Raw genomic sequence first — 16,250 nt, 5'->3', positions numbered from 1 at the left:
GTCGTACACCGGTATCCCGGCCCGCTGGATCTCCGTCAGTGGTGGGCGTCCTCGTTGCGATGGCCGAGCGCGGCCCAGATCTCGCTCACCGTCTCGAACATCTCGTCCTCCGGCAGCCGCTCCAGCGCGCTGAGGACGTCGTCGGGCGCGTTGAGGTCCGTGGCGCCGGCGAGGAGGTCGTCGCGGTCGCCGGGCAGGCTCGCCATCGGGATGAAACGGCCGAGCCGGCTGCGGGCTTCGATCTCGTCATGGGTGAGTTCAGGCTCCATGTCTCCGGCGATACCCGGGCATACCCCCACCAAACGAACGACACCCGATTGAGGTGAGACGCCGCTGGGTACGGCATCGACATCCGCCCGATCCGCCGCACTCCCACCCCCCGGGCCTGCGGCCGGGCGCTCCACAGGAGGTGAACACGCGTGGCACGCATCGGGCAGCTGTTCGGCGGGCGCAACGCCCAGGTCGACCGGGACCACGACGGGGTCGACGACCGCACCCTCGACCAGAAGGCCGGCGACACCGCCGACCGCAAGGTCGACCCTAAGGTCGACCGCGACCATGACGGGGTGGACGACCGCGTCGAGGGCGGCACCCTGTACGGCAAGGCCGACCGCGACCACGACGGGGTCGCCGACCGCACGCTCGACCCGAAGGCCGGCCCCACCGTCGACCTGGACCATGACGGCATCGACGACCGCGTCGAGTCGAAGCGGCTGCGGACCTCGGACCGCACCCACCGCATCCCCGCCGTCGGCCCGCTCCCCGGTGACACCGACACCGACCGGGACGGCATCGCCGACCGCCGCGAGTCGCACACGACGACCATGAAGCCGGTCATCGACCGCGAGCCCGTCACGGACCGCGAGATCGTCACCGACCCGGAGGTCGTCGCCGAGCCGGGCCGCCCGGCCCGCGCGAGCATGCTGTCGACGCTCGGCCTCATCACCGGCGTCGTCGCGGTCGCGGCCGCCCTCACCGGCCTGCTCGCCGTGTGGGCGCTGCCGCTCGGCGCCCTCGGCCTGCTGCTGTCCTTCGGCGGCATCATCGCCGGCGCCCGCCGCCACGTCGCCGGCCGCGGCCTCGGCACCCTCGGCGTGCTGTTCAGCGGCACCGCCGTCGTCTTCGCGATCCTCGCCATCACCGGGCAGGTCAGCTGGCTCGACACCGACGTCGACCAGGTCGCCCGCCTCAACGAGTGGCTCGACACCAAGGTCACCTGGATCAAGGACTGGTGAACCGGCGGACCGCCAGTCACACCTGAGGAGGACCCGGGCCCACCCCGGGTCCTCCTTCCGTCCCGGCGGCCCGCAAGCCCCGTGCGGACGCCGGGCTCAGGTCGTGGCGGGGGCGGAGGCGCCGTGCAGGACGCCGTCGCCCGCGGTGAGGACCTCGTCGAGGGCGTCGGCCGGCAGCGGCCGGGAGAAGTGGTAACCCTGGGCCTGCGGGCAGTCCAGCTCGCGCAGCCGGGCCGCCTGCTCCGGCGTCTCGACCGCCTCGGCGATCGCCGACAGGCGCAGGCTGTTGCCCAGCTCGACGATCGCCCGCGTGAACGCCATCTCCTCCGCCATCCCACCCTCCGGCGTGAACGCGCGGTCGATCTTCAGGATGTCGACCGGCAGGTGGCGCAGGTAGGCCAGCGACGAGTACCCGGTGCCGAAGTCGTCGACGGCGACCCGCACGCCCTCCTCGCGCAGCGCCGACAGCAGCGCCGTCACGTCGTCGCTCTCCGTCGACGACGCGACCAGCACCGTCTCGGTGATCTCCAGGATCAGCGCGCCGCCGGGCAGGTCCGCCTCCCGCAGCGCCGAGAGGACCGTCCGCGCGAAGTCCGGCTCGCGCAGCTGGCGGCCGGACACGTTGACGGTGACGGAGATGCCGAACCTGTCGTGCCAGGAGCGGACGTCGCGGCACGCCTGCCGCAACACCCATGCACCGATCGGGACGATCAGGCCGTACTGCTCGGCGATGGGGATGAACTCCATCGGCGGCACCGGCCGCCCGTCGGGGCTCCAGCGCAGCAGCGCCTCGACCGCGGTGACCCGGCCGGTCGACAGGTCCACCACCGGCTGGTAGTTGACCGTGAACTCGTCGTTCGCCACGGCCCGCCGCAGCTCCGCCGACAGGCGCATGTGCTCGTGCCGTTCGCTGGCCAGCCGCGGCTCGTAGGCGGCGAGCCGGTTCTTGCCCGCCGCCTTCGCCGCGTACAGGGCGAGGTCCGCGAGCTGCAGCGCCTCCGCGGGTGTCGTCGGGGCGCGCACCAGCAGGGTCCCCACGCTGGTGGTGACGTTCAGCTCCCGGCCGCCGATGCCGTACGGCTGGGCGAGGGCGTCGACGATCGCCTGACCGACCGCGTTCACCCGCAGCACCGGCACGTCCTCCAGGAGGATGGCGAACTCGTCGCCGCCGAGCCGGACCAGGGTGTCGGCGGTGTCGACCTCGCCGAGCAGCCGCGCCGCGACCTCCATCAGCAGCGCGTCGCCGACCGGGTGGCCGAACGAGTCGTTGACGTCCTTGAAGCCGTCCAGGTCCAGCAGCAGCAGGCCGTGGGCCGCGTTCGTGCGGGTCAGGGCGTGCTCGAGGCGCTCCTGCAGCAGCGCGCGGTTGCCGAGGCCGGTGAGCGCGTCGTGCAGCGCCCGGTGCGTCAGCTGCTGCCGCAGCGCCTCCTGCTCGCGCAGCGCCGCGCCGAGGGCGAGCGCGTGCGCGTCGAGCTCCTCCACCCGCCGGTGCGCGAACTGGACGAGCTGGCTCAACCGGGCGATGAGCAGCACCGACGTGACGATCGACGTGGCGAGGGGCACGACCGCCCACGACCGCGACGGCAGCGGCGACGCGACCAGCAGCATCGTGATCGCGGTGACCGGACCGATCAGCGACAGCACGGAGTACAGGTAGATCCGCCGCCGCGGGATCACCTGCTGCGGCCGCTCCGGGCGGCCCGCGGCCTGCGCCATCGACGGGTGCAGCGCGCCGGTGCCCATCAGCGCGTACGCGCACAGGTACAGCGCCGCGGAGATACGGTCGCCCTTCGGGTCGCCGGTCCAGGCGATCGCGACGTAGTACACGATGTCGCCGGTGATGAGCGTCGCCGCCGCCACGCACACGAGCCGGTGGGCGGCGTTGCGCACGCTGCTGGTGAAGGCCATCCGGGTCGTCGCCACGACCAGCAGGAGGTCGATCCCCGCGTACAGCACATGACTGATCCGGTGCGGGACGTCGAAGTGCGCGCCGGCCAGCACCGGATGCACGATGAACGTCCAGCTCAGCGCCGCCACCCCGGACGCGACGATGCCGGAGTCGATGAGCCGCTCCCAGCGCGGCCGGCGCGGGTCGCGGCGCACCCAGCTGACCAGGCCGCCGCCGAGGAACGGGTACGCGGCGAGGAACAGCGCGTCCTTCGCCGACGGGAAGCCGACCTCACCGGTCAGCGTGTAGTCGACCGCCCACGCCACCGCGCCCAGCACCGAGCAGGCCAGGCCGGCGGTGAACAGCCACCACGCGCGCGGGTGCGCCGGACGGTGGCGCCGCACCCCGACGACCACCGCGACCACGGTCGAGGCGCCGACCAGCGAGTACAGCGCCTGGCGCGGGATGACCGGCAGGAACGCGCCGACGACCACCGCGCCGAGCCCCAGCCCCGCATACCAGCGCCATGCGGTCATCGGTCTCCTTGTCGCTGATTCGGCTGACCTGCCTATCGGCAGCCGGGTGGCGTAACTGAGCAGGGCGAAGATGGACGGGTTCGAGTGCCACATGACGGGTAGGGAGCGCGGATGAAGGTCGCACTGCTGGGACCGATCGCCTGGCGGACCCCGCCCCGCGCGTACGGGCCGTGGGAACAGGTCGTCTCCCTGCTCGCCGAGGGGCTCGTCGCGCGCGGCGTCGACGTCACCCTCTTCGCCAGCCTCGACTCGGTCACCGCCGCCCGACTCGACGGGGTCGTCGAGCGCCCGTACAACGAGGACACCTCCTACGACGGGAGGATCTGGGAGGCGCTGCACGTGGCGCACTGTTTCGAACGCAGCGCCGGGTTCGACCTCGTGCACAACAACCTGGACTGGCTGCCCCTCGCGATGAGCGGGTTCTGCCGGGCGCCGCTCGTCACGACCGTGCACGGCTTCTGCTCGCCGTCGATCCTCCCCGCGTACCAGCGGGCCCGTTCGGCGTTCGTGTCCATCTCCGACGCCGACCGCGGCCCCGGCCTCGACTACGCCGCCACGATCTACCACGGCATCGACGTCGCGCAGTTCCCGTTCCGGGCCGCGCCGGGCGACTCGCTCGTCGCGTTCGGCCGCATCCACCCCGACAAGGGCACCGCCGAGGCGATCCGGATCGCCCGCACGGCCGGCCGGCGGCTGCTCATCGCCGGCCCCGTCCACGACGAGCGGTACCACGCCGAGGAGGTCCTGCCCCAGATCGACGGCGAGCAGATCGTGTACCTCGGCAACATCGGCCCCACCGACCGCGCCGACGTCCTCGGCGCCGCCGCCGCGCTGCTGCACCCGATCGGCTTCGCGGAGCCGTTCGGCCTGTCGGTCGTCGAGGCGATGATGTGCGGCACGCCCGTCGTGGCGTATCCGCTCGGTTCGATGCCGGAGGTGGTGGACCAGGGGGTCACCGGATACCTCGCGGGGTCCGCCGCCGAGGCGGTGGAGGTGCTCGACGACGCGCTCAAGCTCGACCGCCACCAGGTCCGCGGGCACGCGGTGAGCCGTTTCTCCGCCGACAGGATGGTCGAGGACTATCTGCGCCTGTACCGCCGGCTGCTCGGCTGAATTCTCAGGGCCCGCACCCTGTTTCTTCTTAAGGCTCCGGCCGCGCGGCCGAACGTTCACAGTGTGCGGCGCCCGCGGGCTTACGACGCGGTAACGCGGGACGGCTCGGCTCCGGCAGCGACGTGGCAGGCTGCCGGAGCCGACGCCATCTACGCGCATCGTGATCGAAGGCTGGCGTTGCGTCACCGTTCCCTCTAGGCTCTCGGGCGGAGGGAAGGCTGTGAGTAGCGTCGATACCACCGCGGGTCCCGTCCCGCTGCCGAAGCGGGGCTTCGGCGCCCGTCTCGCCGCCGTCGAGGAGCTCGTCGCCACCTGGGACCTGCACGGCGCCCAGGAGGCCGCGCGGGCCCTGCTGGACGAGCCCGGGCTGCCGGACGGCGACCGGCTCACCGCCCGCCGGCTGCTCGCCGAGGCGCTGCGCGAGCTCGGTGACCTCGCCGCCGCCTACGACCTCGCGGACGCCGTCGCCACGCAGGCCGAGCAGGCGTACGGGCCGTCGGACGTGTCCACGGTGCACGCCTGGGCGGTGCTCGCCGCCGTCCGGCACGACTACGACGAGTGGGACGCCGCCGAGGCGCTCTACCACCGTGTCCTGGACAGCGGCGTCGACGAGACCGACCCCGTCACCGGCGCGGAGGCGGCCCGGGTCATCCGTCTCGCCCGCGTCAACCTCGCGCTCCTGCAGCGCGACCGCGGCCAGCGCCCGCTCGCCCTCGCCATGCTCAACGCCGCCTACGCCGTGCACCGCCGGGAGTACGGCGCCGACGACCTGGACACCATCCGGATCGCCGCCGAGCTCGCCGCCCTGCACCGCGACGACGGCAACGTCCCCGCGTCGCGCCGTCTGTTCACCGTCGCGCACGCGGCGGCGCGGTCCCGGCTCGGCAACCGCCATCCGTTCACGAAGGCGATGGAGTGGGAGCTCGCCGCCGTCGAGCCCCCGATGCCCGCCGCCCTGCTGCATCCCGCGCCCGTGCTCCGGGAGGCGGCGGTGGCCGGCGATGCCCCGGAGGCCGCTGATGCGCGGGCCTTCGCCGTGGACGTCGCGGCGGAGGACGTCGATGATCCGGAGCCACTGCCGGAGCCACTGCCGGACCCACTGCCGGACCCGGCGGAGCAGCGCGTCCAGGAGCCGGCCGTGGTGCCCGAGGTCGTGGCGCTGGAGCGCGTCGTGCGTCCTCCCGCGGTCGTGGACGCACCCGCCGTGACGCACGAGGCTTCCGGTCCCGGCGACAGGGGTCGTGCCGCGGGGGAGCGGCGGGTCGTGGTGCCGTTGAAGGCGGTGGTCGCGGTCGCGGCCGGCGCGCTGGTCATCGCCGCGGTCTCGATCCCGTGGGGCCAGGGCGGCGCCCCGGACCGGACCACCGCGAAGCCACCGGCCGGACCGACCGGCACGGCCGCTCCCCGGGCCGGGGAGGAGGCGGCGGCCGGGCAGGGAGAGGGCGGGCCGGCGAGGGTGCGGGACCTCCGGCTGCGGGACGACGGGACGGCCCTCGCAGTCACTTGGACGGGGTTGGAGGGCACGGCGGTCGTGGCGCTTTCACGCGACGGCGGGCCCGCGGTGGTGCTGGCGCAGGTGCCGCCGGGCACGACGTCGTACGTGGTGAAGGGCGTCGATCCGATGGTCGCGTATTGCGTGGTCGTGGGGCCGGTGGACGCTGCCGCCGCGGTCACGCCGGGGGCGTCGGTGTGCACGGGTGAGCGGTGACGGACGGGGGTGGGAACCGGAGCCAGACAACGGGCGTGTCGCAAGGTTCGCCGGGTATAGTCCGGCCGATGCGGCTCACTGACCGGACCCTCAACTGGCTCCCCGGCCCCGTGGCGCAGCGGATGCGGCGGCACCGTGAGACGGTCAAGTTCGTGATCGTCGGCGGGTTCTGCTACGTGGTCACGCTGCTGGTCAACTACGGGCTCCGGTTGACCGTGCTGGAGCACAAGCCGGTCACCGCGCTCACGATCGCGAACGTGGTCGCGTCGGTGGTGTCGTACTTCCTGAACCGCGAATGGTCCTTCCGGACCCGGGGCGGCCGGCGCCGCCATCATGAGATGGCGCTCTACCTGGTCATCAACGGCATCGGCGTCGCGGTCAACGCGGCGCCGTTGTTCGTTGCGAGGTACATCTTCGGGCTGCAGGAGCCGGCGGTCAGCGCCCTGGTCGAGGAGATCTCCGACTTCGGCTTCGGCATGGTGCTCGGCACGGCCCTCGCGATGCTGTTCCGGCTGTGGGCATACCGGGCCTGGGTCTTCCCGCACGACGACGTGCGCCCCGCCCCCGACCGCTGGGACCACACCGTGCCGGCCCAGGTCGCCCCCGCCCCGGTCCAGGCGGACAGCGCGGGCTCGTAGCGCCCCGGCGGCCTCGGGCGGGGGCCCGGCCCGCGGCGCGCCGGCCCTTCGCCCGGCTCAGAAGGTGATCTGGTCCGGGTCGGCTTCGGGCGGCGCGCCGAGGAGCTCGTGGACGCCGGCCACCTTCAACTGGCGGATCACGAACGGGCTGGCGCGGTGGATGACCAGGCGGACGCCCTCGACGCCCGCCTCGCGCTGCGCGCCCACGAGCGCGCCGACCGCGGCCGAGTCGAGGAACGTGACGAGCCCCAGGTCGACCCGCAGCACGCTCGGCCGGCGCTGGGTCGCGGCGGCCACCAGGTCCTGACGGAGTGTCGTCGCGGTCCCGTGGTCGATCTCGCCCCGGACGGAGACCACCGTGGACCCGTCCATCAACACATTGACGGTCACCGACATTGACATGACTCACCCCGCGCGTTCATCAGGCACAGCATATGAGCACCCGGGGGTGAGCGCAGCGCGTGAGGGGGGTCGTTCACCCGGACCGTGGTGAGCTTCCGCCCGGAATGTGGTCAGGGCAGTGCAGTCGTAGCTCTCGGTAACCGAACGGGGCGTCGACGAACCAGCAGTGGTGCGGCGCGTCGGTGCCGGGGTGGCGGTAGCCGTCGAAGAACCGGCACGACAGGCACATCCGGCTCACCGGGATGCGGCCCTCCCGCTGCAGCTCGGTGATCCTGGTCGTGACGATCCGCAGCAGCCGCGCCTGGGCGTGCTCGTCGAGGTCCTCGACGCTGCCGAGGGCGTGCTCCGCCCAGTTGGACGGCGCGGGGGTCAGCGCCAGGCCGCGGTCGGTCGCCGCGATCCGCATGTCGTGCGCGGCGTAGGACGGCGCCGGCCGCATCTCGACCAGGCCCTCGGCGATGAGCGGAGACACGATCGCCATCGTCGCCGCGACCGACGAGCCGAGCTCCGCGGCCAGGTCGGACAGGCGGAACTCGCGGTCCCGCCGGCCGAGCAGCAGCAGGACCTGCCGGTGCGGCGGGGGGAGCTGGGACTGCTCGGGCGGGGGCGTGTCGGTGGGCGCCATGACGGCGACCCGCACCAGGCCGGCGACGAGCTTCTGTGCCTGTGCCTCCAGGGTCACGGCAGTCTCCTCCCGAGCGTCGGTGGTAGCACACCCTAGTCCGGGACGTCGATCAACAGGGGGCATCGCGCGCCGCAATTTGTCAGACCGCCAGGAAGCCGTCAGGAAGCCGCCCCGACGCTGCCCCGGCGCCGCGGACGGTGGCGGTGAGCCTCGGGCGTCCGGGCCCTCATGAATTCCCGGACTCTGCCGGCCTGGGGCACCGGAACCGGTGCGGGATCGTGCGGCGCGGCCCGGGCGCCTTCGACTGGGTGACTGGTCCCGCCGGAGGTCAGGTGGGGACGGAGGCGGGAGGGGAGCCGAGCTTGCGAGGCCAGATGGCCGTGCGCCAGTCGTACATTAGCCAAAATGCGAAATGTCCGGAAAAAGGTGTGTAAGCTCGCCCCACCAAGGTGCGACGGGGGTTGGAATGGGTGCAGGACGGTTGGTCGCGACGGCCACGATGCTGGTGGCGGCGATCGCGACCGTGGAGACGATGACGGCCGCGGCGGCGACGGCAGCGCCCGCCAGGCCGACGAAGCTGGTGCTGACGGTCGCCAAGGGCGAGAGCTCGAAGCCGGCGCAGCGCCGCGCGTCGCTGACGTGCCGGCCCGCCGGCGGTTCGCACAAGCTGGCCAAGGACGCGTGCTCCGCGCTGGCCAAGGTCGGCGGCGACTTCGCCCGGCTGCAGGCCACGACCGGCATGGCGTGCACGATGCAGTACGACCCGGTGACGGTCACGGCCGTCGGCCGGTGGAAGGGCAAGCGGGTCGACTACAAGAAGACGTACGGCAACGCCTGCTCGCTGTCGACCACCACGGGGCCGGTCTTCAGCCTCTAGGGTTCAGCCTTTGAAGACGCCCAGCGTCTTGAACTGGTGGTTGGGGAAGATGGCCGCCGAGTCCTGGACGTTGAAGCGCTTCTTGAGCATCTCGGCGAGGATGTCGCGGTAGTCGTTGGCTCCCGCGACATCGCCCTGGTCGAGGGCGCCGGGGGCGAGGCCGGGCCAGTTGCCGTGCACCTTGCCGCCGTTGAGGCCGCCGCCGAGCAGCAGCATCGCGTTGCCGTGGCCGTGGTCGACGCCGACGTTGCCGTTCTCCTGGACGCGCCGGCCGAACTCGCTCATCGTGATGATGGTCGTGTTGTCCAGCAGCGGGCCGAGGTCGGTGGCGAAGGCGCCGATCGCCTCGGACAGGTTGGTCAGCGAGTTGCGCATGTCGCCGCCGTCGACCCGGCCGAGGTTGGTGTGCATGTCCCAGCCGCCGACGTCGAGGGCGGCGACGCGCAGGCCGACGCCGCCCTTCATGAGCTGGGCGATGTCCTTCAGCCGGTCCGCCAGGCCGCCGCCGGGGTACTGGACGCCTTCCAGCGGCCGGTACTGCGAGTTCGCGATCTTCTGCGCGGTGTTGATCGCCTGGATGGTGCCGGCGGCGGTGCCGGCCAGGGAGTGGTCGAGGCCCGTGTAGAGGGTCTTCAGCGCCTCCATCGTCTGGCTGCGCATGGCGTCGTTGTCGATGCGGAAGTCGCGGATGCCGTTGAGGACGATCGCCTGCTCGCCGCCGACGAGGGAGCGCGGCAGCGCGTTGCCCTGCGCGACGGCGCGGAACGTGGTGCCCGGGCCCATCTGGGCGAGGACCCGGTCGAGCCAGCCGGTGCGCACCGCGACCGACGCCGCGCCGCGCTCCAGGGCGTCCTGCGCCTGGAAGTGGCTGCGGCTGGCGTCGGGGGAGGCGACCGCGTGCACCGCGGCCATCTTGCCGGCCTGCCAGAAGGGGTACAGCGCGGTCATCGCCGGGTTGAGCCCGAAGCCGCGCCCGGCGGGCAGCAGCGCCGCCATGGGGATCGCGATGTTGGGCCGCATCGAGCGGTAGTTGGGGTCGTCGCCGGGCGCGACCACGGACAGCCCGTCCATGCCGCCGCGCAGGAAGATGACGACGAGCGTGCCCTTGGCGTCCTCGGGCGCGGCGAACGCGACCCGGCTCGTCACCAGCTGCGCGCCGAGCGCGGCCACGCCGACGAACCCGGCGCCCTGCACGAGGCGGCGGCGGGTGAAGCCCTTGCTCCACCGCTCGCGCTCGGCGGCCAGCTCGTCCTGGACCTGGTCGGCCTGCACCCGGATCGCGGCCTCGCACAGGTTCGGGCCGTGCCGGCGCAGCTCCTCCAGTGAGGTGGGGCGGCGCTCGCCTTCTGGAAGGTCAGTCACGGAAACCTCACCGCAGCGCGTGGTAGACGGAGTCGAGGACGAGCGGCGCCAGGTTGGGCAGCTTGCCGCCGAGGTTGGCGTCGGTGACCCGGGTGTCGGGCTTCGCGCCGAGGAACTTGATCAGCGCGTCCCGCTCGGCGGGCTTCATCGGCTGGAAGATGAGCCGGTTGCACAGCACGTCCAGGTAGGTGGCCAGGGTCGCGGCCGGCTGGGTGACGAGCGAGTCGGCGCGCGGGTTGTTGAGGCCCTTGAACGACTGCTGCAGGAACGCGCGGTGCGAGTTCCACGTCTCCAGCATGCCGGCGGCGGAGCTCCACGCGTTGGCGACGTCGGGGTAGCCGTCCGGCGGCTCCCAGCCCAGCGGCGCCTGGCCGAGCTTGCGGGTGAAGTTGTACAGGTCTTCGAGGGCCTTGCCGGTGTCCGTGCCGGGCTTGGTGCCGACGACGCGGGCGGTCGCGACGAAGTTCTCCAGGGGGCGGCGGGTCTTCAGCCCGGCCGCGATCCAGAACTCCAGGGACCGGAACAGCACCTTGAGCACCGGCGCGATCGCCGAGCCGCTCTGCTGGTACGCGGTGGCGAGCCGGTCGACGAGGGACTGCGGCGGCGTGTCGCACACGAACCGGACCGCGAGCTTGCGGGCGATGTACTTCGCCGTCGACGGGTGCGTGGCCAGGTACAGCAGGTAGGCGTCGCCGACGGCCAGGCCGTCCTTCGCCGACTTGTTCGCGTGCTGGAAGCCCAGCACCTTGACCGCGCCGGTCCAGTGCCGGTTCTGCTCATACCTGAAGGTGCCCTCGCGGGTCGCGGTGCGGCCCGTCATCAGGTACGCGGAGTTGCGGACGTCCTTCTCGTTGTAGCCGCCGTCGATCCCGACGGTGTGCAGTTCGAGCAGCTCACGGCCGTAGTTCTCGTTGACGTTGCGCTTGTCGGAGGACGTGTTGTCCAGGTAGCGCATCATCGCCGGGTCCCGCGCCGACGCGATGAGCATGTCGGAGAACTTGCCCAGCGCGTGCTTGCGGATGACGTTCACGTCGTAGGGGACCCGGGTGTCCCAGCCGCCGTCGAACGGGCTGGTGATGTTGAGGTGGTTGTTCCAGAAGTCGACCATCACCTCGAACAGCTGCCGGGTGCTCCACACCTGCCGGGCGATGACGGCGCGGGTCAGCTCGTACATCGCCTTGTTGTCGCCGTCCTTGACCGCCGCGCGGATCTCCGCGGTGGTCATCGTGACGGTCGGCGTGGTCTTCAGCGCCGCGTCGGCGACCGGGTCGGGGATCTTCTCGGGGTCGAGCTGCTGGTCGAGCCAGCCGTCGATGCCGAGCTCCTTGACCGCGGCGACGTCGGCCTGCGTGGGCCCGAACGTGCAGCGCCGCAGCAGGTGCAGCACCGGGTCGCGGTTCAGCGGCGTCGGGAAGCGGGGCGTGGCGCGCATCGCGGCGACCGCGGCCGCGGAGGCCGAGTCGGCGGTGCCGGCGGCGCCGAGGTCGTTGAGGTCGCCGAGGCCGCTGGTGTAGCTGGAGTCGCGGTTGGAGAACGAGCCGGCGTCGCGCGGGGAGACGTTGCCGCCGCCCTGGCCGGTCCGGACCATCTCGTCGGCGTCCTCGGGGCGGCCGAGCATCGCGGCGGCGCCGGATCCGAGCCCGCCGATCGCGACGGCGCCGCCGCCGAGGGCCATGAGGGCCTGCCGGCGGTTGCGCATCAGCTCGTGCAGGGCGGGCCGTCCCGTCCTGAGCCATGCCGGCGCGGGTCCCTTTGAGGTCTTCGCGGCAGGTGTACGGGGCTGCTCCTGCTCGTCGTCGGCCGGCGACGGCTCGTTGAGGACGCGCGGCATCGGGAACTCGCCCGTGTAGTCGGCGAAGAAGGCGCCCTTGACGCGTCTGTGCGAGTCGGATGAGGGGTCGTCATCCGCGAAGAGCCGCTCAGGCATCCCTGAACCCTAATGAGCGCGCGTTCGGGCGTTCAAGCGGACGGGTGCGGCTCCGGTTCAACTTTGTCTTTGTTCTTGCTTAAGCGAGGTGCATTCCGCGTCAATGTGTGAAATTCGGGCGGCTACTCAAAGTTATCTCTTCCGCACGTACCGCAAAAGCGGTACGCATAAAGGGCCGACAAGGGGAGGCGGTGGGGGTCTTGCGTGACGCTGCGCCGGTTCGACGGCGGCACCGCTTCTTCGTCCGTGGGGTGGCGTTCGCCGACATCCCCGTCGCCGCGAAGCTCGTCCTCGTCCTGCTCCTGCCCCTGCTGGCCCTGATCGGCCTCGCCGGGGTCACCGTCGCCGTCTACGCGGACCGCTCCGGCGACGTGAAGGGCGCCGTCGCCTCGGCCGTCTCGGCGTCGGCGGAGGCCGGCCGCGTCGTCGACGGCCTGCAGCGCGAGCGGCTCGCCCTCGCCGGCACCGCCCGGCCCACGCCGGCCGGCGACCCCGCCCGCACGGACGCCGCCGCCGCCCGCTTCCGTGCCGTCTCGGCCGGTGTGCCCGGCGCCGCCGGTGCGCTGGACGGTCTCGACGCGCTGCGGGCCCGCGCGCCGGAGCCGTCCGGTCCGGTGCCGCTGCTCGGGTACCGGCAGCTGATCGCCGGCCTGATCGCCTTCCAGCAGGGCGTCGCCGACCGGCCCGCGCCGCCGGCGGTCCTCGCCGGGAGCCGGGCCGCGGGGTGGCTCGCCGTGGGCAAGGAGGAGCTCGCCCTCGTGCAGGTGACGGCGGTGCGCGCGCTCGCCGCGGGGGAGCTGACCGCCGCCGACCGTGACGCGATCGCCGCCCACCGCGCCGCGGCGGCGAGCGCGTTCGACCGGTTCGCCGCCGCCGCGACCCCCGCCTGGCGGGCCGTGTTCGAGGGCCTGGACGTCACCGCCGACGTGGACCCGCTGCTGCTGGCCCCGCCGTCCGCCCCCGCCGACACCGCCGCCCTGGTGCTGGCGTCGCTCGCCCAGCTCGACGGCCTCCAGGGCCTCGCCGACCGCGTTGCCGCCGACACCGCCGCCGCCGTCGGCGACGCCCGCGACCGGCAGAACCGCACGGTCGTCCTCGGCCTCGCCGCCGTCCTCGCCGTCGTGGTCGCCGCGATCGCCCTGGCCGTCGCCGCCGCCCGCGCGCTGCGCCGCCGCCTCCGCGCCCTGCTGACCCTGGCTCTGCGCCTCGCCAACACCGCAGCCAACACCGCAGCCAACACCGCGGCCCACCCAGCCGCCCCGCCCGTCGCAGGCGCCCTTCCGGTCACCGGTCCGCGCGCCGCCGGTCCGCCCGGCGACGATCCGCGGGCCGCGGGGCTGTCCGGGGTCGAGCCGCACGCGGCGGGGGTGGCCGCCGGGGAGGTGGCGGCGGGGCGGGACGAGATCGGGCGGGTCGCCGAGGCGCTGGACGCCGTGCAGCGGGCCGTGGCCCGGGCCGCCGCCGACGCCGCCGAGGCGGCCGCCGGGCAGGCCGCGCTCAGGGCCGGTGAGGCCGGCATGTACGGCGACCTCGGGCGCCGCGCGGCCCGGCTCGCCGACGGGCTCCTCGAACGCCTCGACGAGGCCGAACGCGACGAGGCGGACCCGGACCGGCTGGCGCTGCTGTTCGCGCTCGACCACCTCGCGACCCGCATCCGGCACGACACCCACAGCCTGCTCGTCCTCGCCGGGGCCGACGCCGCCAGGGTGCACCCCGCGCCGGTGCCGCTGCTCGACGTGCTCCGCGCCGCGCAGTCGCAGATCCACGCCTACGAGCGCGTCGAGTACGGCCGCGTCGACGACGACACGGCGGTGGAGCCCGCCGCGGTCGACGGCGTCGTGCACCTGCTGGCCGAGCTGCTCGACAACGCCGCCCGGCACGCCGGCGGCGAGCACCCCGTCGTCGTCGACGCCCGGCGGGCCGGCGACGGCGCCGTCGTCCACGTCACCGACCACGGCGCCGCCGTGGACCCGGACCTGCTCGCCGAGCTCAACGAGCGGCTCGCGGACCCGGCGGCCGGCCCGCGGCTCGGGCTGACCGTCGTCGCCCGGCTCGCCGCCCGTCACGGGATCGGTGTCGCCCTGCACCCGGCGCAGTCCGGCGGGCTGGTCGCGACCGTGCGGTTGCCGCAGGGCATGGTCGTACACCGGCCGCGGATGCCACTGGTCCTGCCGGAGCCCGCCGCGCACCGGCTGCCGCCGCGCCCCCTGGAGCGCAGCCCGGCGCTGCCCGGCGCGGAGCCGATGGACATCCCCGTGCCGCGCAAGGGCGGCCTGCTCGTCCCGGTGGTGCCCAGCGGCGTCGTCGCGGAGGGGCCCACGGTCGAGGCCCGGGCGTTCGACGACGGGCTGCCACGGCGTACTGTCAATGCGTCACCGCAGAGCGGCACCACGGGCACATCCCAATCCGCGGACCCCGGCGACGCCGGCGAGACGCTGCCGGCACACGGGCATCCGATCGGCCGTCTCGGCACCGTCACCACGGTGCGTCAGGAAGGACATGCCACGTCATGACAGCCATCACGGGGCTCGACTGGGTGCTCAGCGGCTTCACCGATCGGGTGGCCGGCGTCCGGCACGCCGTCGCGGTCTCCGGGGACGGCCTGCTGGTCGCGGCCTCCAACGAGCTGCCGCCGGAGCGCGCCGACCAGCTCGCCGCGATGGTCGCCGGCGTGGTCTCCCTCGCGCAGGGCGTGTCCGCGGCCACCGACGCCGGCCCGGTCCTGCGCACGATCGTGCAGATGGGTCGCAGCCTGCTGTTCGTCATGGCCCTCGGCGACGGCCACACCCTCGCCAGCATCGCCGCCATGGTCCAGCCGGGCTGCGACGTCGGCGAGGTCGCGTTCGAGATGTCGGGCCTCGTCGACCAGGTCGGCGCCGCCCTGACCCCGTCGTCCCGCTAGAGATCGGGGTCGTCGCCCTCCTTCACCTTGCTCGCGTCGCGCAGCGGCATGAACGGCTCCTGGTCAGCGGGCAGCCCGCCCTGGATGGCGCGGCCGCGCTCGAGCTCGGCGTCGAACTCCGCGCCCAGCAGGATCGCGATGTTGGAGATCCACAGCCACACCAGGAACGCGATGATGCCGCCGAGGGTGCCGTACGTCTTGTTGTACGAGCTGAAGTTGCCCACGTAGATCGCGAAGCCGGCGGAGGCGATCAGCCAGATCAGCACCGCGAGCCCGCCGCCGGGCGTGACCCAGCGGAAGCCGGTCTGCCGGGCGTTCGGGGACGCGTAGTACAGCACGGCGAGGATCACCATGACGACGAGCAGCAGCACCGGCCACTTGGCGATGTCCCAGATCTGCACGGCCTGTTTCGACAGGCCGATCCAGCTGCCGGCCTGCTCGGCGAACCGGCCGGTGAAGACGATGCTCAGCGCGGCGAGGGAGATGAGGACGCCGACGACGACGGTGACGCCGAGGCGGATCGGCAGCACCTTCCAGATCGGCCTGCCCTCGGGCACGTCGTAGATCGAGTTGGCGGCCCGGATGAACGCGCCGACGTAGCCGGAGGCGGTCCAGACGGCGCCGAGCAGACCGATGATCGCGAGCACGCCGGCGGAGCCGGAACCCTGCTTGAGCTCGTCGATGGCGCTGTTGACCGGCCCCGCGATCGGCGCGGGGAACAGCTCCTGGGTGTTCTTCAGGACCGCGTTCTGGGTCGTGTCGGTGAGCAGCATGCCGGACACTGCGAGGAGCACCAGGATGCCGGGGAAGATCGACAGCACGCCGTAGTAGGTCAGGGCGGCGGCCCAGTCGGTCAGGTTGTCCTCGTTGAACTCTTTGACCGTCCGCTTCAGGACGTTGATCCATGACCCCTTGGTCAGCTGCGTGGGCCGGCTCGGCGGGTTCTCGAGCCGCGGTCCGGTGGGTTCGTCCTGCTCCATGCCGTTCATATGCCCTACCGGCGCGTGGTGATAACGCTGGTGATAACGCTTGGGGGA

Annotated in this window: 13 protein-coding genes and 1 pseudogene; 7 read left to right on the top strand and 7 right to left on the bottom strand. The window is 73.1% G+C overall.

Annotated features, from left to right (window positions below; all coding sequences use genetic code 11):
- Nucleotides 1-35 precede the first annotated feature (35 nt).
- A pseudogene (locus ABZ321_RS48085) lies at nucleotides 36-257 on the bottom strand (DUF2795 domain-containing protein); the annotation flags it as partial.
- A 162-nt stretch (nucleotides 258-419) separates the two neighbouring features.
- On the opposite strand from ABZ321_RS48085, the gene ABZ321_RS48080 reads away from it, so the two are divergent.
- Nucleotides 420-1,235: a hypothetical protein gene (locus ABZ321_RS48080; protein ID WP_354903094.1), complete on the top strand. Its 816-nt coding sequence runs from the start codon at nucleotides 420-422 to the stop codon at nucleotides 1,233-1,235.
- Nucleotides 1,236-1,331: 96 nt separating this feature from the next.
- Here the strand turns inward: ABZ321_RS48080 and ABZ321_RS48075 are convergent, their stop codons facing one another.
- Nucleotides 1,332-3,659 carry a GGDEF domain-containing protein gene (locus ABZ321_RS48075; RefSeq protein WP_354903093.1) on the bottom strand — a complete coding sequence of 776 codons (2,328 nt, stop codon included), beginning with the start codon at nucleotides 3,657-3,659 and terminating at the stop codon, nucleotides 1,332-1,334.
- Between the two features lie 111 nt (nucleotides 3,660-3,770).
- Here ABZ321_RS48075 and ABZ321_RS48070 point away from each other — a divergent pair, with 111 nt between their 5' ends.
- From ABZ321_RS48070 to ABZ321_RS48060, 3 genes are all read left to right on the top strand, one after another.
- Nucleotides 3,771-4,772 carry a glycosyltransferase family 4 protein gene (locus ABZ321_RS48070; protein WP_354903091.1) on the top strand — a complete coding sequence of 334 codons (1,002 nt, stop codon included), beginning with the start codon at nucleotides 3,771-3,773 and terminating at the stop codon, nucleotides 4,770-4,772.
- Nucleotides 4,773-4,992: 220 nt separating this feature from the next.
- Nucleotides 4,993-6,480, top strand: a complete 1,488-nt coding sequence (locus ABZ321_RS48065) for a tetratricopeptide repeat protein (RefSeq protein WP_354903090.1) — start codon at nucleotides 4,993-4,995, stop codon at nucleotides 6,478-6,480.
- A 68-nt stretch (nucleotides 6,481-6,548) separates the two neighbouring features.
- Nucleotides 6,549-7,118 carry a GtrA family protein gene (locus tag ABZ321_RS48060; protein WP_344502836.1) on the top strand — a complete coding sequence of 190 codons (570 nt, stop codon included), beginning with the start codon at nucleotides 6,549-6,551 and terminating at the stop codon, nucleotides 7,116-7,118.
- A 57-nt stretch (nucleotides 7,119-7,175) separates the two neighbouring features.
- Here the strand turns inward: ABZ321_RS48060 and ABZ321_RS48055 are convergent, their stop codons facing one another.
- Together ABZ321_RS48055 and ABZ321_RS48050 are read right to left on the bottom strand one after the other, a co-directional pair.
- On the bottom strand, nucleotides 7,176-7,514 hold the full coding sequence (locus tag ABZ321_RS48055) for an STAS domain-containing protein (RefSeq protein ID WP_344503237.1): 339 nt from the start codon (nucleotides 7,512-7,514) through the stop codon (nucleotides 7,176-7,178).
- A 79-nt stretch (nucleotides 7,515-7,593) separates the two neighbouring features.
- Nucleotides 7,594-8,202: a hypothetical protein gene (locus ABZ321_RS48050; RefSeq protein WP_344502835.1), complete on the bottom strand. Its 609-nt coding sequence runs from the start codon at nucleotides 8,200-8,202 to the stop codon at nucleotides 7,594-7,596.
- A 409-nt stretch (nucleotides 8,203-8,611) separates the two neighbouring features.
- On the opposite strand from ABZ321_RS48050, the gene ABZ321_RS48045 reads away from it, so the two are divergent.
- Entirely contained in the window at nucleotides 8,612-9,022 is a 411-nt protein-coding gene (locus ABZ321_RS48045; RefSeq protein ID WP_354903088.1) for a subtilase-type protease inhibitor, read from the top strand.
- Nucleotides 9,023-9,025: 3 nt separating this feature from the next.
- Here the strand turns inward: ABZ321_RS48045 and ABZ321_RS48040 are convergent, their stop codons facing one another.
- Entirely contained in the window at nucleotides 9,026-10,384 is a 1,359-nt protein-coding gene (locus tag ABZ321_RS48040) for a DUF1501 domain-containing protein (protein WP_354903087.1), read from the bottom strand.
- A gap of 7 nt (nucleotides 10,385-10,391) precedes the next feature.
- Nucleotides 10,392-12,311: a DUF1800 domain-containing protein gene (locus ABZ321_RS48035; protein ID WP_344502831.1), complete on the bottom strand. Its 1,920-nt coding sequence runs from the start codon at nucleotides 12,309-12,311 to the stop codon at nucleotides 10,392-10,394.
- 200 nt (nucleotides 12,312-12,511) lie between these two features.
- On the opposite strand from ABZ321_RS48035, the gene ABZ321_RS48030 reads away from it, so the two are divergent.
- A complete protein-coding gene (locus tag ABZ321_RS48030; RefSeq protein ID WP_354903085.1) occupies nucleotides 12,512-14,824 on the top strand; it encodes an ATP-binding protein in 2,313 nt (770 codons plus the stop codon).
- Nucleotides 14,821-15,213, top strand: coding sequence for a roadblock/LC7 domain-containing protein (locus ABZ321_RS48025; RefSeq protein ID WP_344502829.1), 393 nt, complete (start codon nucleotides 14,821-14,823; stop codon nucleotides 15,211-15,213). Before ABZ321_RS48030 ends, ABZ321_RS48025 begins: the two co-directional genes overlap by 4 nt.
- On the opposite strand, the gene ABZ321_RS48020 is transcribed toward ABZ321_RS48025, so the two are convergent.
- Complete coding sequence (locus tag ABZ321_RS48020) at nucleotides 15,210-16,193, bottom strand: YihY/virulence factor BrkB family protein (protein ID WP_344502828.1); 984 nt, start codon at nucleotides 16,191-16,193, stop codon at nucleotides 15,210-15,212. The genes ABZ321_RS48025 and ABZ321_RS48020 overlap by 4 nt on opposite strands.
- Nucleotides 16,194-16,250 lie beyond the last annotated feature (57 nt).

It is taken from the genome of Dactylosporangium sp. NPDC006015, from assembly GCF_040614215.1.
GTDB lineage: Bacteria > Actinomycetota > Actinomycetes > Mycobacteriales > Micromonosporaceae > Dactylosporangium > Dactylosporangium maewongense.
Note: the sequence above shows the minus strand (reverse complement) of the source record. Positions and strands in the feature narration are given on the sequence as shown.